A 25445-nucleotide genomic window follows, 5' to 3' on the forward strand; every position below is an offset into this window, starting at 1 on the left:
AACTAGTCCTGTTCGTCAGGCTCGTCGGCATTGCGAGCAATCGCCACGATAGTCACGCCGTCCGGGAGGTCCATCAGCTTGACCCCCATTGTGTTCCGGTCACGCGTACGGCGTACAGGCTTCACCGGAGTCCGAATGACGCCGCCGTTGCTGGTGATCGCGAACAGCTCGTCGTCCGGATCGATCACGACCGCGCCGACCAGACCACCGCGGCGCTCGGTGATCTTCGCAGTCAACACGCCCTTACCTCCCCGGCCCTGCACCGGGTATTCCTCGATGGGGGTGCGTTTCGCATATCCCCCGTTCGTGGCCACCAGGACGTCCAGGCCCTCCCGGACGACCTCCATGGCCAGCAGGACGTCGTCGTCGGTGAAGCGCATGCCGATCACGCCCGAGGTGGCCCGGCCCATCGGGCGCAGCGCCTCGTCGGAGGCGTTGAACCGGATCGCCTGCGCCTTCTTCGAGACGAGCAGCAGGTCCTGCTCGGGCGCCGCGAGGACGGCACCGACCAGCTCGTCCTCATCGCGAAGGTTGATCGCGATGACGCCGCCGGACCGGTTGGAGTCGAACTCCTCGAGTCGAGTCTTCTTCACCAGGCCGTTTCTCGTGGCCAGTACCAGGTAGGGAGCCACCTGGTAGTTCGGGATTTCGATGATCTGTGCGATCTGCTCGTCCGGCTGGAAGGCGAGCAGGTTGGCCACGTGCTGGCCCTTGGCCACCCTACTGGCCTCCGGCAACTCGTACGCCTTGGCCCGGTAGACGCGGCCCTTGTTCGTGAAGAACAACATCCAGTCGTGTGTGGAGCATACGAAGAAGTGGCTGACAATGTCGTCCTGCCGGAGCGTCGCGCCGCTCACGCCCTTGCCGCCGCGCCGCTGTGAGCGGTAGAGGTCGACCTTGGTGCGCTTGGCGTAGCCGGTGCGGGTGATGGTGACCACCACGTCCTCGCGGGCGATGAGGTCCTCCATCGAGACCTCGCCGTCGAACGGAATGATCTTCGTACGCCGCTCGTCGCCCCACTTCGCGACGATCTCGCTCAGCTCCTCGGAGACGATCTTCCGCTGGCGTTCCGGCTTGGCGAGGATGTCCTTGAGGTCGGCGATCTCGATCTCGAGCTTGGCCAGGTCGTCCAGGATGCGCTGCCGCTCCAGGGCGGCCAGCCGGCGCAGCTGCATGTCCAGGATCGCGGTCGCCTGGATCTCGTCGATCTCCAGCAGCCGGATCAGGCCCTGCCGGGCGTCGTCGACGGTGGGCGAGCGCCGGATCAGGGCGATCACCTCGTCCAGGGCGTCCAGCGCCTTGGCCAGGCCACGCAGGATGTGCGCCCGCTCCTCGGCCTTGCGCAGCCGGAACGCGGTCCGCCGACGGATCACCTCGATCTGGTGCTCGACGTAGTAGCGGAGGAACTGGGCCAGGTTGAGGGTGCGCGGCACCCCGTCGACCAGGGCCAGCATGTTGGCGCCGAAGGTCTCCTGGAGCTGGGTGTGCTTGTAGAGGTTGTTCAGCACCACCTTGGCGACCGCGTCGCGCTTGAGGACCAGCACGATCCGCATGCCGGTACGTCCGGAGGACTCGTCCCGGATGTCGGCGATGCCGGCGAGCTTGCCCTCCTTGATCAGCTCGGCGATCCGCTCGGCCAGGTTGTCCGGGTTGACCTGGTACGGCAGCTCGCTGACGACCAGCGCCGGGCGGCCCCGCTTGTCCTCCTCGACCTCCACCACCGCGCGCATCCGGATCGACCCGCGACCGGTCCGGTAGGCGTCCTGGATGGCGGACTGACCGACGATCAGGCCGTGGGTGGGGAAGTCCGGCCCCTTGACGATCTCCAGCAGCGCTTCGAGGGTGGTCGCCTCGTCGGCCTCCGGGTTCTCCAGGCACCACTGCACCGCCGCGCCGATCTCGCGCAGGTTGTGCGGCGGGATCTTGGTGGCCATCCCGACCGCGATGCCCTCGGAGCCGTTGACCAGCAGGTTGGGGATGCGCGCCGGCAGGATGGTGGGCTCCTTGGCCCGGCCGTCGTAGTTGTCCTGCAGATCGACGGTGTCCTCGTCGATGTCCCGCAGCATCTCCATCGCCAACGGGTCGAGCTTGCACTCGGTGTTGTGGCTGACGAAACCGTCAGAGATGAAGGAGTGGTCCTCGGTGTCCACCCGGATGCTGTAGACCGGCTGCACCCCGGCGTCCGTGACGCTGGCCACCTCGGCGTAGTAGAACCGCCCGTCGACCAACGGCTCGACCACGTCGAGCACCTCGGCCTCGGTGATCCGGGCGGCGATCTCGTCGCGGTCCCGCTCCCAGCGCTCGATCCGGTCGACGTTGTGCCGACGCAGCCAGTCCCGCTCGGTCCAGCGCCGGGCCCCGTGCGCGCGGATGAAGTCACCGACCAGCGGGACGTGGTCGCTGGAGAGCGCAGTGCTGCTCGCCGGCACCTGAGCCAGCTCGGACTCCAGCTTGGCCTGCTTGCGGCCGAGGAAGCCGACGTGGGCGGCGAAGATCCGGGCGTCGCGCCGGTTGGTCACGACGACCTTGATCTCGCCGTCGTCGTACCGGGTCTGCCGGCTGATCACGCCGAACTCCAGCAGCAGCTGCTGCACCTCGCGCGCCAGCCGCTCGCTCCGGGTCGAGTACGAGACCTGGATGGTGTTGCGGGGCAGCAGCGAGGACGACCCGTCACCCTCGAAGAGGGCCTGGAGGAACGCCCGCTTGATCGCGGCCGGCCCCTGCCACACGAACTCGGGCACGAACTTGGCGGCACTGCGCGCGCCGACGAGTTCGCCGAGCAGACTGGTGCGCAACGCCGAGAGGTCCTGGACGTCCAGCTCGTGCAGCATGCTGCCGGAGGCGATGGTCCGCTCGCTGACGTAGCGCGGCCCACCGACGGCGAGGTCATAGGCGGCGAGGACCCGGACGAAGAACTCCCGGTCGACGTTGTTGAAGCCGGCCCGCCCCTCGGACACCCAGCCTTCGCTGACGAACGCGCCGGCCAGGACGGCCGCCTCGACGTGCTCCAGCATCGGGTAGCCGATCTCGTCCGGCACCGTCCGCTGGAGCACCACCCGGTCACCCGGGGAGATCTCGGCGAGCAGCTTCCAGAGCAGGGTCGGCACCCCGGCCACGTCCACCAGGCAGAGCACCGGGTGGTTGTGGGTGCCGGTCAGCTCGTACCCCTCGCGGGTGCGCAGCCGCAACGTCGGGTGCTCGCCGGAGTGGAAGAACTTCGAGGCGCGGACCAGGTCGCCGTTGCGGTCCCGGACCTTCAGGTCGACGCCGGTCTCGCTGCTCGGCGCGGCGCCCGGCACGACGTCGCCGATCCGCACGCTACCGCCGGCGGTACGAATGCGGACATTTGCGATAATACAGTAACGCATCGCCGCAGCCGGATCGTTTCCGGGCGAACCGAAGTTGCCGTTGCCGTCGACCAGCGGGTAGCGCAGCGACCAGGGCTGGGCCATCCGGACCAGCGCGTCGTAGATGGCCGAGTCACCGTGCGGGTGGAACTGACCCATCACGTCACCGACGACCCGGGAACACTTCACGTAGCCCCGGTCCGGCCGGTAGCCGGAGTCGTACATGGCGTAGAGGATCTTGCGGTGGACCGGCTTGAGCCCGTCCCGGACGTCCGGCAGGGCCCGCCCGACGATCACGCTCATCGCGTAGTCGAGGTACGAGCGCTGCATCTCGACCTCGAGCCCGACCGGCTCGATCCGGTCGTGCTGGACGACCGCCGCGACTGGTGTCTCGGGGGTCTCCGGCTCGTTCGGGGTGGACTCGGGAGTATCGGTCACTGTTAACCCTTATCAGACTCAGAGTCGTGTTCGTGCTGTGGATAACGCTGTGGAAACCGGCCAAGCTGTGGATAACCCGGTGGACATCGCCGGGCCGACCGGTGGGTCACCGGCCGGCCCGACCGTCCGTCAGATGTCGAGGAACCGGACATCCTTGGCGTTGCGCTGGATGAACGAGCGGCGTGCCTCGACGTCCTCACCCATCAGCACGCTGAACAGCTCGTCGGCGGTGGCGGCGTCGTCGAGGGTGACCTGACGCAGCGTCCGGGTGGCCGGGTTCATCGTGGTCTCCCAGAGCTCGGGGTAGTTCATCTCGCCGAGACCCTTGAACCGCTGGATGTCGTCCGGCTTGGCGTTGGGCTTCTTCTGCTGGCGCAGCGCGATCAGCCCGTCCCGCTCCCGGTCGGAGTACGCGTACTGGGCGTCGTCGCCCTTCTTGTTCCACTTGATCTTGTAGAGCGGCGGGGCGGCCAGGTAGACGTGGCCCAACTCGACCAGCGGTCGCATGAAGCGGAACAGCAGGGTGAGCAGGAGCGTCTGGATGTGCTGGCCGTCGACGTCGGCGTCGGCCATCAGCACCACCTTGTGGTACCGCAGCTTCTCCATGTCGAAGTCGTCGTGGATGCCGGTGCCCAGCGCGGTGATCAGCGCCTGGACCTCGTTGTTCTTCAGCACCCGGTCGATCCGGGCCTTCTCCACGTTGAGGATCTTGCCGCGGATCGGCAGGATCGCCTGGGTACGCGGGTCGCGGCCCTGCTTGGCCGAGCCGCCGGCCGAGTCGCCCTCGACGATGAAGACCTCGGACTCGCGCGGGTCGGTGGACTGGCAGTCGGCCAGCTTGCCCGGCATCGAGCCGGACTCCAGCAGCGACTTGCGCCGGGCCAGCTTGCGCGCCTGCTGGGCGGCGATCCGGGCGCGGGCCGCCTGGGACGCCTTCTGGATGATCGTCTTGGCCTCGGCCGGGTTACGGTCGAACCAGTCGACCAGCCGGTCGTTGCAGACCCGCTGCACGAAGCTCTTCACCGGGGTGTTGCCCAGCTTGGTCTTGGTCTGGCCCTCGAACTGCGGGTTGGCCAGCTTGACCGAGATGATCGCGGCCAGGCCCTCGCGGATGTCCTCGCCGGAGAGCTTCTCGTCGCCCTTGAGCAGCTTCTTCTCGGCGCCGTAGCGGTTGACGACGCTGGTCAGCGCGGCCCGGAAGCCCTCCTCGTGGGTGCCGCCCTCGTGCGTGTTGATCGTGTTCGCGAAGGTGTAGACCGACTCGCCGTACGACTCGTTCCACTGCATGGCGATCTCGACCGACATGCCCTCTTCCTCGGCGGCGAACTCGACCACCGTCTTGTGCATCGGGTTCTTCGAGGCGTTGAGGTGCCGGACGAAGTCGGCGATGCCGCCCTCGTAGTAGAAGGTGACCTCGCGAGGCTTGCCCTCCTCGCCCTCCGCGACCCGCTCGTCGAGCAGGTGGATCGAGAGGGCCCGGTTGAGGAAGGCCATCTCCTGGAGACGTCGGTAGATGGTCTGGAAGTCGAAGTCGACCGTCTCGAAGACGTCCGGGTCCGGCCAGAAGGAGACCGCCGAACCGGTGCGGTCGGTGGTCTCGCCCTTGTCCAGCGGGTCGGGCTTGGAGTTGTGGTACTGCTGCCGCCAGACGAAGCCGGACTTGTGGATCTCGACGGCCATCCGGGTGGAGAGGGCGTTCACCACCGAGACGCCGACGCCGTGCAGACCGCCGGAGACCGCGTACGCCTTGCCGTCGAACTTGCCGCCCGCGTGCAGCACGGTCAGCGCGACCTCGACACCCGGCTTCTTGAGCTTCGGGTGCAGGTCGACCGGGAAGCCACGGCCGTTGTCGGTGACCCGGACCCCGCCGTCGGCGAGCAGCACCACGTCGATGGTGTCGCAGTAGCCGGCGAGCGCCTCGTCCACGGCGTTGTCCACCACCTCCCACACGAGGTGGTGCAGGCCGCGCTCGCCGGTCGACCCGATGTACATACCGGGCCGCTTGCGGACCGCCTCCAGCCCTTCGAGGACGGTGATCGACTCTGCGCCGTACTCCTGCTTGTCCTGCGCTGCCACCCTCGGCCACTTTCTCGCACCATCCACGCCGGGGCGCGGGAGCGCGGGTTCGGCGGACAGGACGCGACGTCGACGCACACGGGCGGTGGCCCCGGAGGGCGGTCGCGGATCGTGCGCGCCGGTCGCCGCGGTTGCCCGCGGATCGCGATCGGCCAGACCCGACCCGGACGTTGATCAAGGGCCGGTGAAGGCCCCTGTCCGTCGCACCGCGTCAGGTCGTCGTCTCGCCCCTAATCTTACTGTGCGCACACGACAGAACCGCCACTCGGCACCCGTTGAAGGCGGCTGAGACCCCCGTAGCCGGCCGAATCTCGCTGTCCGCGACTCCCCCTACACGCCCGGGTTCCGCCCTCCGCGCCCGCCGCCACGGGATCGACCGGCTCACCGGGCGGGCAGGGGTCGCGCCCGGAGGCGGCCGTGCCGTAGCTTTGCGGCGCGCGGCGAAGCTGCCCGTCTTGATCTTTTCCACCCTTAACCGGGACGATGGACCCGATCGACCCGACACGTGCTCTCGAGAGGTGACACCAGATGGGGCTGGACAATGTCGCGGTGCACTGGCCGCGGACCGGCCGCTTCTACGACCCGGTCGCGCCGGCCGAGTTCGTCGATTTCGGCGAGATCGTGGACGTCCCCCGGATCTCCGCGCCGACCGCCGCGCTCGCCGAGCACATCGCCAAGACCGGCACGGTCCGGGCCACGGCCTACACCGAGCTGGTCGACCTGATCCTCGGGTTGGAGAATGTGCTCTACGCCACCGACGCCGCCGCCGAGGACGAGGACCCGGTCATCGACCCGGACGGCTGCGCCTGGATCGCCGGCGGGGTGGAGAAGTTCGTCGCCCAGCACCGGCCGCACGGCGAGTCGGTGACCTTCGAGTCGGTCAGCGAGGTGCTCCGTGCGCTGCTCGGCGACGGCCGGCTCGCCGAACAGCAGCTGCGCTGGCTGGGCAGCCGGCTCGACCGGCTGCGCGACGAGAACGGCGACCCGCCGCAGTGGGACTTCACCTGCGCCGAGCTGGGCGTGCTGGCCGCCTTCTACCGGCGCTGCGCCGACCGGGGCTTCGCCGTCTACGCCGACGCCGAACCCGGCCGCCGACCCGGTCCGCAGCACTGATCGCCGGGCCGTACGCCTAGTTCTCCCGGGCCGGTGCCCCGGCGGCGGGAGGAACGGCCGGGGGACCGGCCGCCACCGCACCGTTGGCGGCGGCGATCACCCGGGTCAGCACCCCGTGCAGGTCGCGTAGCTCGGTCAGGGGCAGCCCGAGCCGCGCGACGACCGCCGGCGGGATCTGCTCGGCGCGGTCCCGGAGCGCCCGCCCGCTCTCGGTGAGCGACACGGCGAGGCTGCGCTCGTCGGCCTGGTCCCGCTCGCGACGGAGGTAGCCGGCCGCCTCCAGCCGCTTGAGCAACGGCGACAGGGTGCCGGGATCGAGCTGGAGCAGCCGGCTCAACTCGCGGACCGACAACGGCGCGTACTGCCAGAGCGCCAGCATCACCAGGTACTGCGGATGGGTCAGCCCCATCGGTTCCAGCAGCGGCCGGTAGACCGCGACGACGCCGCGAGCGGCGACGGAGAGCGCGAAGCAGACCTGCTCCTCCAACGCCAGCGGATCCCCGCCGGGCTGACCGTCCACCCGTGCACCTCCTCGTCGTCGTTGCGATCGTACCAATGCTTGGTGTACCAATGGTTTGTACACCAAGTGTTGACGAGAGGTCGGTGCCGATGAGCGAGGACAAGCCGGCGGCGAGGGCCCCCGGCGAAGGGGGTCGACTCCTGGCGTGGGCCTTCCGGAACCTGGCCGGTCCGCCCGAGGTGCAGGGTGCGGTGCAGGGCGGCTCCCAACAGGCGCGGGACGCCTGGAAGCAGGACCTGGAACGACGGAAGCAGTGGAGCCGCGAGCAGCGGGAGCGCAAGCGCGCCGAGCGGGAGGCCCGACGCGCGCCGGGCGACGACCGTCAGCCGTAGGTGTCGCGCGGCCCCCGGCCGCGTACCCGACGCGGCCCGCGCGACCAGGACGGCGCAGCCGGTCCGTGGATGTGCAGCTTGCGGACCACGTTGTGGCCGACCTCGCCGGCGATCCGCCTCAACAGCGAGCCGGCGAGCAGCCGCAGCTGGGTCGCCCAGGCGGTCGACCGGGCCTCCACGGTCAGCTCGCCGTCCTCCAGCTTGACCGGGCGGCTGTGCTGGGCGATCTCTGCCCCGACCACCCGCTCCCAGGCCCCGAAGACCGTCGCCTCGGCCGCCGGTTGCTGCCAGCCGCGCGCCTTCATCAGCCGTTCCAGCACCGCCCCCAGCGGCTGCGGGTCACGCGGGTCCGGCCCCGGCCCGGAGTAGCCACGCAGCCGCCGCTCGCCACCGCCGGCCGCGCCGGTCGCACCCGGGCGACGGTTGCGGGCCGCCGAATCACGGCGGGCCTTCGCGGCGTCCAGCACCGCCCGCGCCAGCTGCGGCCCCGTCTCCTGCGGCGCACCGTCAGCGGCCCCGCCCGTTCCGGTCGCCCCGCCGGCGACACCTGCGCCGGCCGCGCCGCCTACCGCCGCTGATCCGCCCTCCCGGCCGGAGGCCGCCCCACCGCCGGCCACGACGCGGCTGCGGGGTGTGGCACCCACCCGGCCACCGGCCGCCGCGTCCGCGGCAGCGCCGGCCACGCGGGCCCGCTCGCCGTCCGTGTCGCCTCCCGCTCCTCGGGGGGTACGCACACCGCCTGCCCCGCCCGAGGAGGTGCGGCGCTGGCCCCCCGTCGCCTTCGGAGGCTGGTCGGCGCGCTCCGGTTCAGTCGACACGACGGACCGTCCCCTCGCCCACCGCGTACCGGGTGCCCCGCAGGGCCACCGGCAGGTCGTCGTCCACCGCGCAGGTCACCAGGAGCTGACCGGCCCCGCCGACCAGTTCGGCCAGCCGTTCCCGGCGGCCCGCGTCCAGTTCGGCGAAGACGTCGTCGAGCACCAGCACCGGCTCGATCCCGTCGGCGCGCAGCAGGTCGTACCCGGCCAGCCGCAGGGCCAGCGCGTACGACCAGGACTCGCCGTGGCTGGCGTACCCCTTGGCGGGCAGCGGGCCGAGGGTGAGGACGAGGTCGTCTCGGTGTGGCCCGACCAGGGTGGTGCCCCGCTCGATCTCGGCCGACCGGGAGTCCGCCAGTGCGGCGGTCAACGCCTCGGCCAGCACCGCCCGCTCGGTGGTCGGCCCGGCCAGCTCCACCGACGGCCGGTACGCGATCCCGGCCGTCCCCTCGCCCGCCGCCACCGCGTCGTACGCCTTCGCCACGTGCGGGGTGAGCGCGGCGACCAGCTCCAGCCGCCCGGCGAGCAGCTCGGCACCGTGCTGCGCCAGGTGGGCGTCCCAGACCGCCAGGGTGGACAGGTCACCGCCCCGCGACCCGCCCGTCTTGCGGGCCAGGTACGCCGTGCGCAGCAGGGCGTTACGCTGCTTGACCACCCGTTCGTAGTCGGCGCGCACCCCGGCGTACCGGGGCTGCCGGAGCACCAGCAGGTCGTCGAGGTAGCGGCGGCGTTCGGCCGGGTCGCCCCGGACGAGTTCCAGGTCCTCCGGAGCGAACAGCACCAGTCGCAACGCGCCGATCACGTCCCGGGCCCGACGGGCCGGGGAACGCCCCAACCGGGCCCGGTTGGCCTTGCCGGGGACGATCTCCAGCTCGATCAGGAGTTCCCGGCCGTCGTGTACCACGGCACAGCGGATCACCGCCGAGGTGGCGCCCAACCGGACCAGCGGCGCGTCCGTGGCGACCCGGTGCGAGTCCAGGGTCGCCACGTAGCCCAGCGCCTCGGCCAGGTTGGTCTTGCCGACGCCGTTGGCACCGGTCAGGACGTTCGGCCCCGGCTCCAGATCGACGCCGACCCGCTCGTACGAGCGGAAGTCGACCAGTTCGAGCCGGCGGACGTACACAGCCTGTGGATGCCGCTCAGCGCTTGTGAACGGCGTGCCCGCCGAACTGCTGACGCAGCGCGGCGACCGCCTTCATCGCGGGTGAGTCCTCCTGCCGGGAGGTGAACCGGGCGAACAGCGAGGCAGTGATGACGTTCAGCGGGACGGCCAGCCGGATCGCCTCGTCGACCGTCCAGCGGCCCTCGCCGGTGTCCTCGGTGTAACCGCTCAGGTCGGCCAGTTCCGGGTCCTCGTCCAACGCCCGGTCCAGCAGGTCGAGCAGCCAGGACTGGACGACGGTCCCCTCCCGCCAGGACTTGATGATGCCCGGCACGTTCGTCACGATCTCGGAGGCGGACAGCAGCTCGAAGCCCTCGGCGTAGGCGTGCATCAGGCCGTACTCGATGCCGTTGTGCACCATCTTGGCGTAGTGGCCGGCACCGACCGGCCCGGCGTGCACGAAGCCGAAGTCACCCGCCGGCTTCAACGCCTCGAAGACCGGCATCAGCCGGTCGACGTGCTCCTGCGCGCCGCCGACCATCAGGGCGTAGCCGTTCACGTTGCCCCAGACGCCGCCGGAGACACCGACGTCGACGTAGCCGATGCCCCGCTCGGCGAGGCGTGCGGCCCGGGGCGCGTCGTCGCTGAACCGTGAGTTGCCGCCGTCGATGACGATGTCGCCCTCGGCCAGCACCTCGGCGAGCGCGTCGATGGTCGCGTCGGTGACGGCAGCGGGGACCATCACCCAGACCGCCCGGGGCGACTCCAGCTTGTCGGCCAGCTCGGCGAGGCTCGCGACGTCACTGCGGTCGGCGTTGCGGTCGTAGCCGACCACCTCCTGCCCGGCCGCCCGCAACCGCTCGCGCATGTTGCCGCCCATCCGGCCGAGTCCTACCAGGCCGAGCTGCATCTGCTCCTACCTCCGTGCGTCTGGGACGTGCCGGGCGCGATCAGCGGGACACGCGGATCGGCATGATGAGGTACCGGTACCCAGAGATGACCTCGCCATCCTCGCCGGCGGGAGAAATCACCGCCGGCTTGAAAGCGTCCACGAAGCGCAGCAGTGCGTACTGGGCCCCCAGGTTGGCCAGGCCGTCGATCAGGTACTGCGGGTTGAAGCCGATGGTCAGCGGCTCGCCGGTGAAGGTGGCCTCCATCGCCTCGCTGGCCCGCGCCTCCTCGGTGCCGCCCGCCTCGACGACCAGGCCGTCGGAGCTGAAGCTGAGCAGCACCGGGGTGGTCCGCTCGGCGACCAGGGCGACCCGCTTGACCACCTCGATCAGGGTGCTGACCGGAACCCGCGCCTCGGCGTTGCTGTTGGCCGGGAAGAGTGAGCGGACCGGCGGGTAGTTGGCCCCGTCGAGCAGCCGGCTGGTGGTCCGGCGGGTGCCACCGGAAAAGCCGATCATGCCTTCGCCGGCGCCGCCCTGCGACAGCGCCATGGTCACCTGGCCGCCGAGCGGGCCGAGCGCCTTCGCGGTGTCGTTCAGGGTACGGGCCGGGACCAGGGCGTTGATGCTGATCTCCGGGTCGTCCGGGGTCCACTCCATCTCACGCAGGGCGAGCCGGTAGCGGTCGGTGGCGAGCATCGCCAGGGTGCCGCCGGAGAGTTCCAGCCGGACGCCGGTCATCATCGGCAGCGTCTCGTCCCGGCCGGCGGCGATGGCCACCTGGGCGACGGCGGCGGCGAAGGCCGCAGCCTCGACGGTGCCTGCGCTCTCCGGCATCTCGGGCAGGGCGGGATAGTCCTCCACCGGCATGGTCGGCAGGGTGAACCGGGCACTGCCGCAGACCAGCTCCAGATGGGCGCCGACGGCCGCGATGTCCACCGGCTTGGCCGGCAGCGCCTTGGTGATCTCCGCGAGCAGCCGGCCGGAGACCAGGGCGGCGCCGTCGGCGTCCCCCTGCACCTCGACGGTCACCTGACTGGAGACCTCGTAGTCGAAGCCGGAGACCTGCAGGTTGCCGTCGGTGACCCGCAGCATCACCCCGGCGAGCACCGGTACGGATGGCCGGCTGGGCAGGCTTTTCGCGGTCCACGCCACCGCTTCGGCGAGCGCGTCGCGCTCTACTCGGAACTTCATCAATGCCTCCGCGTCGACGTCAGCGACAACTCTCTCATGCCGACCGCTGCCCACCGTCCCGCCCGACCGTGCGGGTACCCATCGCACCTTAGGGCGCGTGGGCATCGGCTGTGCGCCCGACCCCGTGGATTCGGTGCCGGGGCGACTGCCGACGGCAGCGCTGCGGCCCGATCCACAGGAAGTCCAACGGTGATGATTGGTTTTTGATTCTTCAGAAGAGATAACTCATCGTCTTCATCGCACCTGTGCAAACTGTGGGTAACTCGCGTCGTCGCAGGTCAGACACGTTATCCACCGGTGGGTTCGCTGTGGAGAACCCGGGGGTAAACCCGGCCGGCGGTCCACAGGCACCCCGCGTCCCCACAGTTGTCCACCGCCGTCCACCGGTTGTCCACCGGTTATCCACCGGGTTTACCCCCAGCGCTGTGGACAACGACGACGGCCCGGATCGGCTTCATCCCCAGAACCTTCAACAGGTTGCTCACAGGTCGGCCGTCGGCTGTGGACGACCGTCGCGTCGTCCACAGCCGTCCACAGCACTGTCCCCAGGGTTTATCCACAGTCTGTGGGTAACCGGCTCCGGACACAGCGTGGTTATCCACCGGTTGTGGAACAGGGGGTGTGGACAACCGGGCCGTCCTGTGGACGAACGTGACGTCGACATGCGCCGATCGTGGGCCCTCGACCCGGTGGAGGGTCAACCCACCGACGTCCCACCGACCCGAAAACGCCCGGCCGAGATGGTCGGCCGGGCGTCGAAGGCGGAGCGGAAGTGGCGTACGTCTCAGGTGTTCTGCTTGATCCGGTTGGTCAGCTCGGCGATCTGGTTGTAGAGCGAGCGTCGCTCCGCCATCTGCTGACGGATCTTCCGGTCGGCATGCATCACGGTGGTGTGGTCCCGACCGCCGAACGCCTGCCCGATCCGGGGCAGCGACAGGTCGGTCAGCTCACGACACAGGTACATCGCCACCTGGCGGGCGTTCACCAGCACCCGGGAGCGCGAGTGCCCGCGCAGATCCTCCAGGCTCACCCCGAAGTACTCCGAGGTGGAGACCATGATCTGGTCGGCGGTGATCTCCGGGCCGGCGCCGTCGGGGATGAAGTCCCGCAGCACCTCCTCGGCCAACGACAGCTCGACGTTGGACCGGGTGAGGCTGGCGAACGCGGTGACCCGGATCAGCGCCCCCTCCAGCTCCCGGATCGAGTTCGACACCCGGGAGGCGATGAACTCCAGCACGTCCGGCGGGGCGTAGAGCCGCTCCTGGGCGGCCTTCTTCTGCAGGATCGCGATCCGGGTCTCCAGGTCGGGAGGCTGGATGTCGGCGAGCAGGCCCCACTCGAACCGGGTCCGCAACCGGTCCTCCAACGTCGCCAGCTGCTTCGGCGAGCGGTCGGACGTGATCACGATCTGCTTGTTGGCGTTGTGCAGCGTGTTGAAGGTGTGGAAGAACTCCTCCTGGGTCCGCTCACGGTTCTCCAGGAACTGGATGTCGTCGATCAGCAGGATGTCGACGTCGCGGTAGCGGCGCTGGAACGCGCTGGTCTTGTCGTCCCGCAGCGAGTTGATGAAGTCGTTGGTGAACTCCTCGGTCGAGACGTAACGGACCGAGCGGGCATTGCCGAGCGTCTGGGCGTAGTGCCCGATCGCGTGCAGCAGGTGGGTCTTGCCCAGCCCGGAACTGCCGTAGATGAACAGCGGGTTGTACGCCTTGGCCGGGGACTCGGCCACCGCGACGCTCGCCGCGTGGGCGAACCGGTTGGACGAGCCGATGACGAACGTCTCGAACATGTACTTCGGGTTGAGCCGGTTGCCGCTGCCCTCCGTACCGCCGGGGCGTCGGTCCCCGCCACCGGGTCGATGGTCGACGCCGGCCCGACCGGGGCCGCTGTCGGTGGCGCCGTCGCGGGCCAGGCCGCGCGGGCTCTGCTGGTCCCGCGGCGGTCGGCCCTGGTCCCGGTACGCGGACTCGTAGCCGCGCAGGTCGGTGTCCGGCTCGGGGCGGTTGCGTTCCTCGAAACCGCGCCGCTCGGGGGCGGGGTGGTTCACCCGCATCGGTTCGGCGAAGCCGGTGCCGAAGAGGGTGTCCTGGCCGCCGTCCCGGCTGGTCGGCACCCGGGCCGGGTGGTGCCCGTCGTGCTCCGGTGGGCCAGCCGGGGGCTGCCGCTCCTCGGACTGCTCCGGTGGGCCGGCCTCCCGCTGGTACGGCGGTTCCGGCTCGCCGTAGGCCGGCGGCCGGAATCCGGGGTAGTCGTCCATGGCCGCACCGGGGTCCGCCGGGGCGGGCTCCGGCCCGCTGCGGTAGACGGTGCCGGCCGGTCGCCCGGCCGCGTCCTCGGCGATCCGCACGGTGACCGCGACCTGTATCGGTCGGCCCAGCCGGCGGGTGAGCGCCTCGGTGATGGCCGGTCGCAGCCGCGACTCGATCACGTCCCGGGTGAAGGCGTCCGGTACGGAGAGCAACGCGGTGTCCTCGACGATCGCCCGCAACCGGGTCAGCCGGAGGTAGGCGCGCTGCTGGGCGGAGATGATCTCGTCGGCGAGTTCGTCCGTCGCCGCGGTCCACACCGCGGCAAGGTCGATCGTTCCGGCCACCGTCGTGCCACCCCCTCGCCTCTGCTCCCGGCCGCCGCTGTGGTCCAGCGGTCGTGCCGGGCCCGCCACCGCGTTCGAGCGGGTGGTACCTCTCACCCACCGGACGGCTGACCGGCCGGCATCCACAAGTTATCCACAGCCTGTGTGTACCGACCGATTGTGGCCGCCCGCCGGACGCGGGTCGGACCTGCCCCCCTGTCGGGGAGGGGCGTTGAAGCGGGTTCACCGTGCCGAACGATTCACTGCCCGATCCGGTCTTGCCTACCGACGACAACCCGGACCTTGAAGCTGACCGCAAACGCGCACGGTAACAGCGACGGCGGGCCGCCATCAACCGCCGCCACCCCGACGTCCCCGGCAGCATCGGTGAAGAACGCCTGATCGGTCGGGGTGTCGGCCGCCGTGCCCCGGCCCTGAGGCGTTTGACGGTCATTGCCCCCCTGCGTAGGGTGGAGGGGCTGCTCTGTCGCCCTCTGCTAGGGTGATGGGTGCTTGTTGCCCATGGTCGCGGCCTCGAATCGCCGAGGTTCCGCACCACCGGGCAGCACCGATCGGGGGCCACCGCCGAGGTGGTCTGGTCCACCAAACGACCCCGGGCGAACCCGTGCCGGGGACGTACGAAAACGGAGAGCCTGACGTGAGCAAGCGCACCTACCAGCCGAACAACCGCCGGCGCGCGAAGACCCACGGCTTCCGGCTGCGCATGCGCACCCGTGCCGGCCGCGCCATCCTGTCGACCCGCCGCGCCAAGGGCCGCACCCGCCTGTCGGCCTGACGGCCGACCGGTCCGGGGACGTGGACAGTCGTGCTGACGGCCGCACAACGCCTGCGACGTAGCAACGACTTCGCCGCAGCGGTCCGGGGCGGTCGACGCGTCGGGCGGGGTGCCGTCGTCGTCCACCTGACGTTGCCGGCGGTCTGCACACCTCTCGCGACCACACCTGTCGGGACAACCTCGCCGGAGCCGGCGCGGAGCACCGACCCGGAGATGATCTCCGAGTCGAGCCGCGCCGGCTTCGTCGTGTCCAAGGCCGTCGGGCCTGCCGTGGTCCGCAACAAGGTCCGCCGCCGGCTGCGGCACCTGGTGCGTGACCGGCTGGCCGCGCTGCCGGCCGGCAGCACCCTGGTGGTGCGCGCGCTGCCCACCGCCGCCGGCACGCCGTACGACCGGCTGGGGGGCGACCTGGACGCGGCCATCGCCGCCGCCCGGGTACCCCGGGGACGGCGGTCGCGGTGAGCAGCGGATCCGCCGCGCCGCAGCCGCGGAGCCTGGGTGCCCGGATGCTCAGTGGCCCCATCATCGCGTACCGTCGTTGGATAAGCCCGGCGCTGCCGGCCCGCTGTCGGTTCTACCCGTCGTGCAGTGCCTACGCCCTGGAGGCGGTGACCCGCCACGGTGCGCTCCGGGGAGCGGGCCTGACGGTCCGGCGGCTGTCGCGCTGCCACCCTTTCCACCCAGGTGGACATGACCCGGTGCCGGAGCCGGGCGACCGCCGACGTGCCGACGTGACTGGAGTCTGAGAATTGAGTCTCGACTGGATCTACTACGCGATCTCGTGGATCCTGCTGACCTGGCACTCGGCGTGGGACGCCATCGGGGTGCCGGCCGCCGCGGTCCTCGGCACGAACTGGTCGTGGATTCTCGCCATCGTCTTCCTGGTGGTCACCGTTCGGGTGATCCTCTTCCCGGTCTTCGTCAAGCAGATCAAGTCGCAGCGGGCGATGCAGGCGCTCCAGCCGAAGGTCAAGGAGCTCCAGGAGAAGCACAAGGGTGACCGGGAGACGCTCCAGAAGGAGATGATGGAGCTCTACCGGAAGGAAAAGGCCAACCCGCTGATGGGCTGCCTTCCGATGTTCCTCCAGATCCCGGTCTTCCTTGGCCTCTTCCACGTGCTGCGGCGGCTCGACCCGGCCAAGGACGCCAAGACCCTCTACGGGTGGACGGCCGAGCAGTTCGACAGCGCCTCCAGCGCCACGATCTTCACCGCCCCGATCGCCGGCAAGTTCGGCTCCACCGCCGACGAACTGGCCCGGCTCGGTGCCAACGGCACCACCGTGAAGGTCATCGCCGGCATCCTGGTCCTGGTCATGATGGGCACCACCTACCTGACCAGCCGTCAGATGATCCTCAAGACCGGTTGGGCGGAGGACCCGCAGCAGCGGATGGTGCAGCGGTTGATGCTCTACGGCATCCCGCTCTCCCTGCTGGTCTCCGGTTCGATCTTCCCGATCGGTGTGATCATCTACTGGGTCACCAACAACCTGTTCACCCTCGGCCAGCAGCAGTGGGTGCTCCGCAAGTTCCCGCCGCTGGTGACCAACAAGGGGGCCACCGGCAACAAGCCGGCGACCGCCGGCCGTGGCCCGGTGCAGCCGGCCAAGACCGGTGGCTTCCTCAACCGGAACAAGCCCGCCGCGCAGGTGCCGGCCAAGCCGGCCGCGCCGAAGGTCGCCGGGCCGAAGCCGGGTGCCAAGCCGGCCAATCCGAAGAAGGGCCCGGCCAAGCGCCAGGGCTGACCCACCGGGCCGCCGTCGGTTGATCCCCGACGGCGGCCTTCCGGTACCGCGCAGCCGCCGTCACGGCCGGCGCCGGGCCGGAACCGCCGCGCCCAGCGCGGACGCGGGCGAGACTGGCCCGTACGAGACGTGCCCGTGGTCGAACCGGCCCCCTTCCTGCCGGTCGCCCCGGGAGACCAGCGGACCCGACGGTCCGGCCGAGCTAGTACGGAGATGACACCGTGACCGACACCAGCATCCCCAGCGCGGACGCCTCGCTCGACGAGGAGACCGTCCCGACCGCCGCGACCGGTGAGGGTGAGCCCGAGGAGGGCGGCAAGGAGAAGAAGCCAGCCGGCGAGGGCGAACTGTTCGCGCAGAGCGAGATCGCCGCCGACTACATCGAGGGCCTGCTCGACATCCTCGACTACGACGGCGACATCGACGAGCTGGTCTCCGGTGGCCGTCCGGTCGTCGAGGTGGTCGGTGGTCGACTGCAGAACCTGGTCGGACAGCGGGGTGCCACCCTGGAAGCGCTTCAGGAGCTGGCCCGGCTGGCCGTGTTCCGGCAGACCGGCTCGCCGAGCCGGCTCCTGCTCGACGTGGGCGGCTACCGCGCCACCCGGCGCAAGGAACTCGCCGCCGTCGCCAGGAACGCGGTGGAGAAGGTCAAGGAGCACGGTGAGCCGGTACGGCTGGAGCCGATGTCGGCCTTCGAGCGCAAGTGCGTGCACGATGTGGTCAACGCGATGAGCGGCGTGGAGAGCGAGTCCGAGGGTGTCGAGCCGACCCGGCGCATCGTCGTCCGGCCGGCGGACTGAGCTGGTGACACCCGACGACATCACGACGGATGCCGGAGCCGGCCCGGGTGGCGTGCCACCCGGGCCGTCGCCCGAGCGTCCCGTCCCCTCCGCGCAGGACGCCGCACTCCCGGCCGAGTTGGCCACCGCCGCGCGGGCACTCTTCGGCGACCGACTCGACCTGGCCGCCGGGTACGCCGAACTACTCGCCACCGATGGTGTGGTGCGCGGCCTGATCGGTCCTCGGGAGGCACCCCGGATCTGGGACCGGCACCTGCTCAACTGCGCGGCCGTGGCCGAGCGCATTCCGGAGAGCGCCAGTGTGATCGACGTCGGCTCCGGAGCCGGGCTGCCCGGGTTGGTGCTGGCGATCGCCCGTCCCGACCTGACCGTCATCCTGGTCGAGCCGTTGGCCCGGCGTACCTCGTTCCTCGTCGAGGCGGTGGAGCGGCTCGGGCTGGCCAGGACGGTCCGGGTGTTCCGGGGCCGGGCCGACGAGGCGGCCACCGGGGCGAACGGCGTCGGCCCGTTCACCGCCGACGTGGTGACCGCCCGTGCGGTGGCGCCGCTGGATCGGCTCGCCACCTGGAGCCTGCCGCTGGTCGCTCCCGGCGGGCGACTGATCGCCCTCAAGGGGGCGTCTGCGGCCGACGAGGTCGCCGAGCATGCCGAGGCGGTGGCGAAGGTGGGCGGGAGCGAGCCGGCGGTGCGGCTCTGCGGAGCCGACATCCTCGACCCGCCGACCACGGTGGTGGAGATCGTCCGGGAGCGGGTGGTCCGACCCCCGGTGGCGAAGAAGGCACCGAAGCGGTCACGCGGTGGTCGAAAGCGCGCTCGCTGAATCCCCGGTCCGCCAGTCCGGGTTCCCTGCGCCACCCTGTGGTTGGACGTACTTCCTCGGGATGGATCTGTGGTGGCCGGTCGGCCCGTGTTGACGGCCGACCGGCGGGCGCTCCGGCAGCGCGGCGCGGTTACCGCAGATCACGGCGGGTCGCGTCGCGTCGAGGTTGACCCGGTTGAGTAGCACGAGCCCGGTCGAAGGCGGTGCCGCCGAGAACGAAGATGGACCCGCCGCGCCCGTCCCCCGTAGGCTGGCCGCGCGTCGATAGTGTGGGGCGGGCGGATGTCGGGCGCACCGGGTCCCGATCGCCCCCGCCGGGTCGTACGCACCGCGGTGCGAGCGCGGGTACGGCAAGCGAGACGGGGTGCGGACCGACCATCCGGAGCGGGCAGGGATGACAGGTGCATGACGACGGCAGGTACGACGATCCACGGGTGAACCGTCCCGAGGGGCCGGGCTCAGGCGCGGACCCTGTTTCACGTGAAACCGACCATCAGACCTGGACGACCGGCGGACAGCCACCGATCCGTTCGCCGGAGCACGATCCCGGGCTGCGGCGCGAGCCACCGGTGGTGGGTGCCGCACGTCCGGCACCCGAGTCGTACGTGCCGCCGCCCGCTACGCAGTCCGGCCCCGATGGCCGACCGGTCAACGCCCCGGACCTCCGGGCGGCGGCCTCGGTGCGACGGAACGCGGGGGTGCCCTCGCGGTTCGGGACACCGATGGCTGACAGTCCATCGCCGGTTCCCGCACAGCTACACCCCGATGCGACGCCTGTCATCGACTCCCCGGGGAACGGCCCCGGGGCCGGGGCAGTCGGCTCGGCAGAGGCCGCGTACGTTTCACGTGAAACTCCGACGCGCGAAGAGGATGACCCACCGTTGGCTATGGAGGCGATGCGCGCCGTGCAGATCCTTAATCCGAGTGGCGAGGTGACCATGCCCCGTCCTGAGCGGACCCGGGTGATGTGCGTTGCCAATCAGAAGGGTGGCGTGGGCAAGACCACGACCACGGTGAACCTGGCGGTGGCTCTGGCCCTGCACGGCAACCGGGTGTTGGTGGTCGACCTCGACCCGCAGGGCAACGCTTCCACCGGGTTGAACGTCCCCCATCACACCGGGGTCCCGGACGTCTACGACTGCCTGATCGACAGCGTGCCGCTGGCGGAGGTGGCGCAGGAGGTGGAGGGCATCCCCAACCTGTGGTGCGTACCGGCGACCATCGACCTGGCCGGCGCCGAGATCGAACTGGTCTCCGTGGTTGCCCGGGAGTCCCGGCTGAACCGGGCCATCGACGCGTACCCGGGGCACTTCGACTACGTCTTCATCGACTGTCCGCCCTCCCTGGGCCTGCTCACGGTCAACGCCCTGGTGGCCGCCCAGGAGGTGTTGATCCCGATCCAGTGCGAGTACTACGCCCTGGAAGGGTTGAACCAGCTGATTAACAACATCAATCTGGTTCGCCAGCACCTGAACCCGAAGCTGGAGGTCTCCACGATCCTGCTCACCATGTACGACCGCCGTACCCGGCTGGCCGACGCCGTAGAGCAGGACGTCCGGAACCACTTCGGTGACAAGGTGCTCCAGGCCGTCATCCCCCGCAACGTCCGGGTATCGGAGGCCCCGAGCTACGGGCAGTCCGTGATGACCTACGATCCCGGATCGCGGGGGGCCACGAGTTACTTCGAGGCCGCCCAGGAGATCGCCGAGCGCGGTGTCAAGGAGCCGGTGAGCCGGAATGCGTAGTGCGGACAAGTCGCTGGGAGGCGTCTTATGAAGAACCGTCCCCGGGGCGGTCTGGGTAGAGGGCTCGGTGCGCTGATCCCGACCGGGCCGGTGCAGGAGAGCACGGCCACGGCGACCCTGCCCGTGGAGGTCGACCCGGAGCGTCCGGTGATCGAGACGTCCACCGATCTGGTGGCCCCGGCCGCGACGACGCCCGCGCCGGTGGTCCTCGCGCCGCCGCAGCCCGACGAGCCTCAGCTCAGCCCGGTGCCCGGCGCACGTTTCGCCGAGATCTCCGTTGACGCGATCGTGCCGAACCCCAAGCAGCCGCGGCACGTCTTCGACGAGGAGGCGCTGGAAGAGCTGAAGACCTCCATCCAGGAGGTCGGCTTCCTCCAGCCGATCGTCGTCCGGCAACTGGACAGCGAGAAGTACGAACTTGTCATGGGTGAGCGGCGGTGGCGTGCCGCCCAGGCGGTGGGCCGGGAGACCATCCCCGCGATCGTCCGGGACACCAAGGACGACGCGATGCTCCGGGACGCGCTCCTGGAGAACATCCATCGGGCCAACCTCAACCCGCTGGAAGAGGCCGCCGCCTATCAGCAGTTGCTGGAGGAGTTCGGTGCGACCCACGAGGAACTGGCCCGTCGAATCGGGCGGAGCCGGCCGCAGATCTCGAACACCATCCGATTGCTGAACCTGCCGCCACAGGTCCAGCGTCGGGTGGCGGCCGGCGTGCTGTCCGCCGGCCACGCCCGCGCGTTGCTCAGCCTCGACGAGGCAGAAGCGCAGGAGCAGCTGGCGCTCCGCATCGTCGCCGAAGGGCTCTCGGTGCGGGCGACCGAGGAGATCGTGGCCCTGGCACTCAGCGACGGCCCGGCCAAGACACCGGCGGCCAAGCGCCGCTCGAAGCCGCACGCGCCGGCGTTGACCGACCTGGCCGACCGTCTCTCCGACCGGTTCGATACCCGGGTGAAGGTGGACATCGGCCGGAGCAAGGGAAAGATCACGATCGAGTTCGCCACGGTGGACGACCTGGAGCGGATCGTCGGCATCATCGGCGTCGGCGAGGAGGAGCAGCCGGAGTCGGAGGACTGACCGCTGCCCTTGCCGTTTCCGGCCGCGTACCCGATCGGGTACGCGGCCGGTTCGTTCTGGGTGCTGTCCGCTTGCGACGCGTTCGGCATGGTGAAGGTAGTGCGGCTCTGCTCCGTCGAGGGAAGCCTCTGCCGGGAGTCGGCCCGGCCGTTCGGTAGCCGATCCGAGATGTGCGGCGACTGTGCCGGCTCCTGCTCGTCGCCGACCCGTGATCGCGTCGGAAGGGTTTCACGTGGAACGAGGGGCTCTCCCATGCCGGGCGGCCGGGTCGGCTCGGGTCGGCTCGGGTCGGGTCGGACGATCCTGGTCAGGATCCGCGCGGATGCTCGGCATGACAGACAACCGGGCACGCAGAGTTGGTCCCGGGCGTTGGGCCACCAGGGGGCGTTGGGCGTCGGAGGCGTCGCCGCCGCCGGGGACCTTGGGCGGCCGGGGACCTTGGGCGGCCGGGGACCTTGGGCCGCCAGAGGGGGTACCCGCATGGCGGTTCTGCTCCACCCGGCGATATCCCCGTGTGGCCGCTCAGATCGTCCTGGACCGCTTCGGAGATCACACCCCACCCGTCGGGCTTGCCGGGGGCGCAGTGGCCCGCTGAGTCGATCTGAGGCTCTGGTGCTGGCGGCGAGCCGAGGGTGCAACCGGACGACGGCTGCCGAGGCGAAGATCGGCTACCCGCAGCGGGCGGGACCGATCGACGTCGGCCTCCCCGGCCCTGGTTCGGGGAGTTGCCGCAGACGGCCATGTTTCACGTGGAACGGCCCTCCCACGGTCGCCCTCGCTGATCCAGAGCGGGGAACGGTGCTCTCGTCGCACTCCTCGGCCGAGGTCCGGGAACGGCACTCTTGCCGATTGCGCTGCGACCGCCGCCGGTCCAGGCCGGGCCGGGAGGGTTCGACGCCGGGCACTGGATGAGAGGCCGCGCAAGCACAAGCAGGCTCGGCGGCGGGAGGCGGGAGGCGGGAGCGAACGGGCATCGCCCTTCGGGCCCGTGGGATAGCCGGGCTGTGGTCTCGCGGGAGTGCTGGCCCGCGGGAGTGCGGGACAGTAAACCCGTAAGAATGCCGCGCTGAACCCCTGCGGGGAGTGGGCGGGAAGATGGACTGGCAGGCCCCGAGGGTGCCATGGCTGCGAGCCTTCGGGGCTGGCGTAGACCTGGGCTCGGGCCCGCAGTGGGGGGAGGAGCGGTCATCCGGAGAGCTACCAACCGGGCAGGCCCGGCAGCCCGTAGGTCGTGTCGCCGTGGAGCGAGTCCGGGGCAGGGAAGCACGCGAGCCAACTGGTCGACGTCCGTGGAGTCGAAGCCGCTCTCCGCGAACGCCCGTCCTTCCTCGCCGTTTCACGTGAAACCCCGGACTCACCGGACCCCCGAACTCCCCGGCCCCCGTCGATCGAGAGCCGAGGCGCAGTCGGGCGCGGGTCCACAGCAACTGCCGTTCCACGTGAAACCAGGCCGTGCGGCGTCGTCTGCACGAAGGTGGGGACTTCGCCGGTCCTCCCTCGCCACTGGATGGACCCCGCGTAGGAGAGGTCGCAGGCGAGTTCCGTGTTGGTCTGTTGCCGCTGTTATCCGGGCGACCGCTCCGGATAGCAGCGACCTCAGAGGTGAAAATCACGGCCCGCCCAACAGCCCGAGAAGCCCCTCGATCGTTGATGGAATCGGACCCCTGCTTCCTGTGAACAGTGCTGTGGATGAGCAGCAAAGTTATCCACAGAAGTTTTCCACAGGCGGCACTCGTTTCACGTGAAACAGCGCGTCAGGGCCACCTTGGCCTGTGGATGACGGGGTGTGGTGGTGATCTCATCAGCCTGTGGACAACTGCCTCGGAACTCTCCCGTGCGCCCACGCGCGAGTCGCCTCGCTCGACCGAAATCCCCTCATGATCAGCGGCGTTCGGGGTAGGGACAGCGGTCCCGGTCTCGGTTAGGGTCAGCGTCGTGCACGACACCCCTCCACCCTCAGTTCCGGACTTCACCCAGTGGCCGTCGTTCCCCTTCGAAGGCGATCTGCGGGTCAAGCACCTCGACGAACCAGTGCCGGTCGAACCTCCCCGCAAGGGCGAAGGACTCCGGGAGTGCATCGCCTGCAACGCGCCGGACGATGCGTACATCTGGGTCGGTGAGCGTTGGCGGGTACGGGCCATGGACCGTCCCACCGGTCTGCCGATGGTGCTGATCCTTGAGTCGCGGTCGCATCTCGACCTGGGCGACCTACCCAACCTGCTCGCTGCCGAACTCGGGGTGATGACTGTCCGTCTGGAGCGCGCCATCCGCTCGCTGGACGGCGTCGCCCGAGTGCACGTGAACCGTTGGGGTGACGGGTCCGCCCACCTGCACATGTGGTTCCTGGCTCGCCCGTACGGCCGGCTCCAGCTACGCGGCACGTTCCTGTCGCTCTGGGACTCGATCCTGCCGCCCATCTCCGAATCCCAGTGGCGGGAAAACCTGGCGCATGTCGCGGCCTGGCTGGCCGAGTTCGGTGGACGTCCACTCGCCGAGCCGCCCCGCATCCAGTGGCAGACGCCCTCCAGCATCGCTGCGCAGTCGTCGGCCGAGGCCGCTGCGGCGGCTGCCGGGGAAGCGGTGTCGGTGATCGAGTCGGAGGAGGAGACTCCCCTTCCTGCGCCGGCGGAGACCTCGACCGACGCGCCGAACAAGGCCCACCCCGGCCCTGGCACGAGCGACGCCCACCACGCCGAGACCAGCGACGCCCACGACCTCGACAACGACGGTCACGACACCGCCAGCGGGGCCGCCGAAACCCGGACCGGCGAGAACCACGCGCATGCCGGCACGGGGGCGGCGGCCGACAGGACCGACGCCGAGGCAGGATCCGAGACCGACAGGACCGACGCCCACGCCGGCACGGGGACCACCGATCCGGCCGGGGTCGGAACCGACAACCAGACCGACAGCGAGACCGGAGTCGAGGACGGGGACGAAGGGACTGCCGCCTCGGACGTCGGCCGGCGCTGACGAGTCATCCCGACCGAACCGGGCGACCCCACCCGAGGAGCAGCGGACGCGGAAGGATCAGGCGCGGCGGACTGCGGCCCGGCTGACCAGTGTGCCGAGGACCTGCCCGAAGTCCAGCCCGGCCGCCTGGATCGCCAGCGGCAGCAGCGACGTCTCCGTCATGCCGGGGGACACGTTGACCTCCAGCACGTGCGGCCGGCCGTCCTCGTCGACGATCAGGTCGACGCGGGAGAGGTCACGAAGCCCCAGCGCGGCGTGCGCGGCCAACGCCACCTCGGCTACCGCACCGGCCACGGCCGGGTCGAGGCGTGCCGGCGCGTGCCAGGTGGTCCGGCCGGCGGTGTAGCGGGCCGCGTAGTCGTACACGCCGTTGCGGGGCACGATCTCCACCGGCGGCAGCGCCTGCGGCCCGTCACCCAGGTCGACCACCGAGATCGCCACGTCCATGCCGGGCACGTACCGCTCGACCAACGCCGTCGAGTCGTACGCGAAACAGCCGACCATCGCGGCCGGCAGCGCTTCGGCGTCCTTGACCACGGCGGCGCCGAGGCCCGACCCGCCCTGGGCCGGCTTGACCATCAGGGGCAGCCCCAACCGCTGCACGATCCGGTCGAGCACCGCCACCGCGCCCAGCTCGGAGAAGCGGTCGTGCGGCAGGGCCACCCAGTCGGGGGTGGAGATGCCGTTCTCCCGCAGCACCGCCTTGGCCGACGGCTTGTCCCAGGCGAGCCGGGAGGCCCGCGCGTCGCAGCCGACGTAGGGGACGTCACAGAGGTCGAGCACCCCGCGCAGCGAGCCGTCCTCACCGGTGGCGCCGTGCAGGGCGATCACCACGGCGTCCGGCGGGTCGGCGGCCAACGCGGGCAGCAGCGCCACGTCGGCGTCCCGCAGCTCCGCCTCCACCCCGGCGCTGCGCAGCGCGTCGATGACCCGCCGGCCCGACCGCAGGGAGACGTCCCGCTCGTACGACAGGCCGCCCGCGAGCACCAGCACGTGCCGCTCGGCGGCGGCATCACCGGTAGCTGCGGAATCGGTCACGGCGGAATCGGTCACGAGAGAGCGCTCGACGGGGGTGGCAACCATGCGGGAA

At 70.5% G+C, this 25445-nt stretch carries 20 protein-coding genes; 11 read left to right on the plus strand and 9 right to left on the minus strand.

What is annotated here, in order from left to right; translation table 11 throughout:
- Positions 1–2 precede the first annotated feature (2 nt).
- Positions 3–3785 carry an intein-containing DNA gyrase subunit A gene (gene gyrA, locus ACIG87_RS09840; protein ID WP_396849841.1) on the minus strand — a complete coding sequence of 1261 codons (3783 nt, stop codon included), beginning with the start codon at positions 3783–3785 and terminating at the stop codon, positions 3–5.
- Between the two features lie 129 nt (positions 3786–3914).
- Entirely contained in the window at positions 3915–5861 is a 1947-nt protein-coding gene (gene gyrB, locus ACIG87_RS09845) for a DNA topoisomerase (ATP-hydrolyzing) subunit B (RefSeq protein WP_396849843.1), read from the minus strand.
- 528 nt (positions 5862–6389) lie between these two features.
- Here gyrB and ACIG87_RS09850 point away from each other — a divergent pair.
- Positions 6390–6974: a hypothetical protein gene (locus ACIG87_RS09850; protein WP_396849844.1), complete on the plus strand. Its 585-nt coding sequence runs from the start codon at positions 6390–6392 to the stop codon at positions 6972–6974.
- Positions 6975–6990: 16 nt separating this feature from the next.
- Here the strand turns inward: ACIG87_RS09850 and ACIG87_RS09855 are convergent, their stop codons facing one another.
- Positions 6991–7494, minus strand: coding sequence for a MarR family winged helix-turn-helix transcriptional regulator (locus ACIG87_RS09855; protein WP_396849845.1), 504 nt, complete (start codon positions 7492–7494; stop codon positions 6991–6993).
- 89 nt (positions 7495–7583) lie between these two features.
- Between ACIG87_RS09855 and ACIG87_RS09860 the strand changes: the two genes are divergently transcribed.
- On the plus strand, positions 7584–7826 hold the full coding sequence (locus ACIG87_RS09860; RefSeq protein ID WP_396849847.1) for a hypothetical protein: 243 nt from the start codon (positions 7584–7586) through the stop codon (positions 7824–7826).
- Here the strand turns inward: ACIG87_RS09860 and ACIG87_RS09865 are convergent.
- The 5 genes from ACIG87_RS09865 to dnaA form a co-directional block, all read right to left on the minus strand.
- Complete coding sequence (locus tag ACIG87_RS09865; RefSeq protein ID WP_396850127.1) at positions 7817–8443, minus strand: DUF721 domain-containing protein; 627 nt, start codon at positions 8441–8443, stop codon at positions 7817–7819. The two genes, ACIG87_RS09860 and ACIG87_RS09865, sit on opposite strands and share 10 nt — an antisense overlap.
- Before the next feature lie 190 nt (positions 8444–8633).
- Positions 8634–9767 (minus strand): DNA replication/repair protein RecF, encoded by a 1134-nt coding sequence (gene recF, locus ACIG87_RS09870; protein ID WP_396849848.1) that lies wholly within the window; start codon positions 9765–9767, stop codon positions 8634–8636.
- Positions 9768–9783: 16 nt separating this feature from the next.
- Entirely contained in the window at positions 9784–10656 is an 873-nt protein-coding gene (gene gnd / locus ACIG87_RS09875; protein WP_396849850.1) for a phosphogluconate dehydrogenase (NAD(+)-dependent, decarboxylating), read from the minus strand.
- Positions 10657–10696: 40 nt separating this feature from the next.
- Positions 10697–11830, minus strand: a complete 1134-nt coding sequence (dnaN, locus tag ACIG87_RS09880; protein WP_396849852.1) for a DNA polymerase III subunit beta — start codon at positions 11828–11830, stop codon at positions 10697–10699.
- Between the two features lie 784 nt (positions 11831–12614).
- Complete coding sequence (dnaA, locus tag ACIG87_RS09885) at positions 12615–14549, minus strand: chromosomal replication initiator protein DnaA (protein WP_396849854.1); 1935 nt, start codon at positions 14547–14549, stop codon at positions 12615–12617.
- A 511-nt stretch (positions 14550–15060) separates the two neighbouring features.
- Here dnaA and rpmH point away from each other — a divergent pair.
- The 9 genes from rpmH (at position 15061) to ACIG87_RS09930 (ending at position 24355) form a co-directional block, all read left to right on the plus strand.
- Positions 15061–15198 (plus strand): 50S ribosomal protein L34, encoded by a 138-nt coding sequence (rpmH, locus tag ACIG87_RS09890; RefSeq protein ID WP_067300964.1) that lies wholly within the window; start codon positions 15061–15063, stop codon positions 15196–15198.
- 30 nt (positions 15199–15228) lie between these two features.
- Positions 15229–15660 (plus strand): ribonuclease P protein component, encoded by a 432-nt coding sequence (gene rnpA / locus ACIG87_RS09895; RefSeq protein ID WP_396849855.1) that lies wholly within the window; start codon positions 15229–15231, stop codon positions 15658–15660.
- A gap of 44 nt (positions 15661–15704) precedes the next feature.
- Positions 15705–15944 (plus strand): membrane protein insertion efficiency factor YidD, encoded by a 240-nt coding sequence (yidD, locus tag ACIG87_RS09900; RefSeq protein WP_396849857.1) that lies wholly within the window; start codon positions 15705–15707, stop codon positions 15942–15944.
- 3 nt (positions 15945–15947) lie between these two features.
- Positions 15948–16940, plus strand: a complete 993-nt coding sequence (yidC, locus tag ACIG87_RS09905; protein WP_396849859.1) for a membrane protein insertase YidC — start codon at positions 15948–15950, stop codon at positions 16938–16940.
- A gap of 221 nt (positions 16941–17161) precedes the next feature.
- On the plus strand, positions 17162–17740 hold the full coding sequence (locus ACIG87_RS09910; protein WP_396849861.1) for a protein jag: 579 nt from the start codon (positions 17162–17164) through the stop codon (positions 17738–17740).
- Between the two features lie 52 nt (positions 17741–17792).
- Entirely contained in the window at positions 17793–18560 is a 768-nt protein-coding gene (gene rsmG, locus ACIG87_RS09915; protein ID WP_396850129.1) for a 16S rRNA (guanine(527)-N(7))-methyltransferase RsmG, read from the plus strand.
- A 722-nt stretch (positions 18561–19282) separates the two neighbouring features.
- The gene (locus tag ACIG87_RS09920) at positions 19283–20305 is read left to right on the plus strand and encodes a ParA family protein (RefSeq protein WP_396849862.1); all 1023 of its coding nucleotides are present in this window, start codon (positions 19283–19285) and stop codon (positions 20303–20305) included.
- Positions 20306–20332: 27 nt separating this feature from the next.
- The gene (locus ACIG87_RS09925; protein ID WP_396849864.1) at positions 20333–21382 is read left to right on the plus strand and encodes a ParB/RepB/Spo0J family partition protein; all 1050 of its coding nucleotides are present in this window, start codon (positions 20333–20335) and stop codon (positions 21380–21382) included.
- A 2163-nt stretch (positions 21383–23545) separates the two neighbouring features.
- A complete protein-coding gene (locus tag ACIG87_RS09930; RefSeq protein WP_396850131.1) occupies positions 23546–24355 on the plus strand; it encodes a hypothetical protein in 810 nt (269 codons plus the stop codon).
- Between the two features lie 57 nt (positions 24356–24412).
- On the opposite strand, the gene ACIG87_RS09935 is transcribed toward ACIG87_RS09930, so the two are convergent.
- Positions 24413–25438 (minus strand): D-alanine--D-alanine ligase, encoded by a 1026-nt coding sequence (locus tag ACIG87_RS09935; RefSeq protein ID WP_396849866.1) that lies wholly within the window; start codon positions 25436–25438, stop codon positions 24413–24415.
- Positions 25439–25445 lie beyond the last annotated feature (7 nt).

It is taken from the genome of Micromonospora sp. NPDC051925, assembly GCF_044548625.1.
In the GTDB taxonomy this organism is placed as follows: domain Bacteria; phylum Actinomycetota; class Actinomycetes; order Mycobacteriales; family Micromonosporaceae; genus Micromonospora.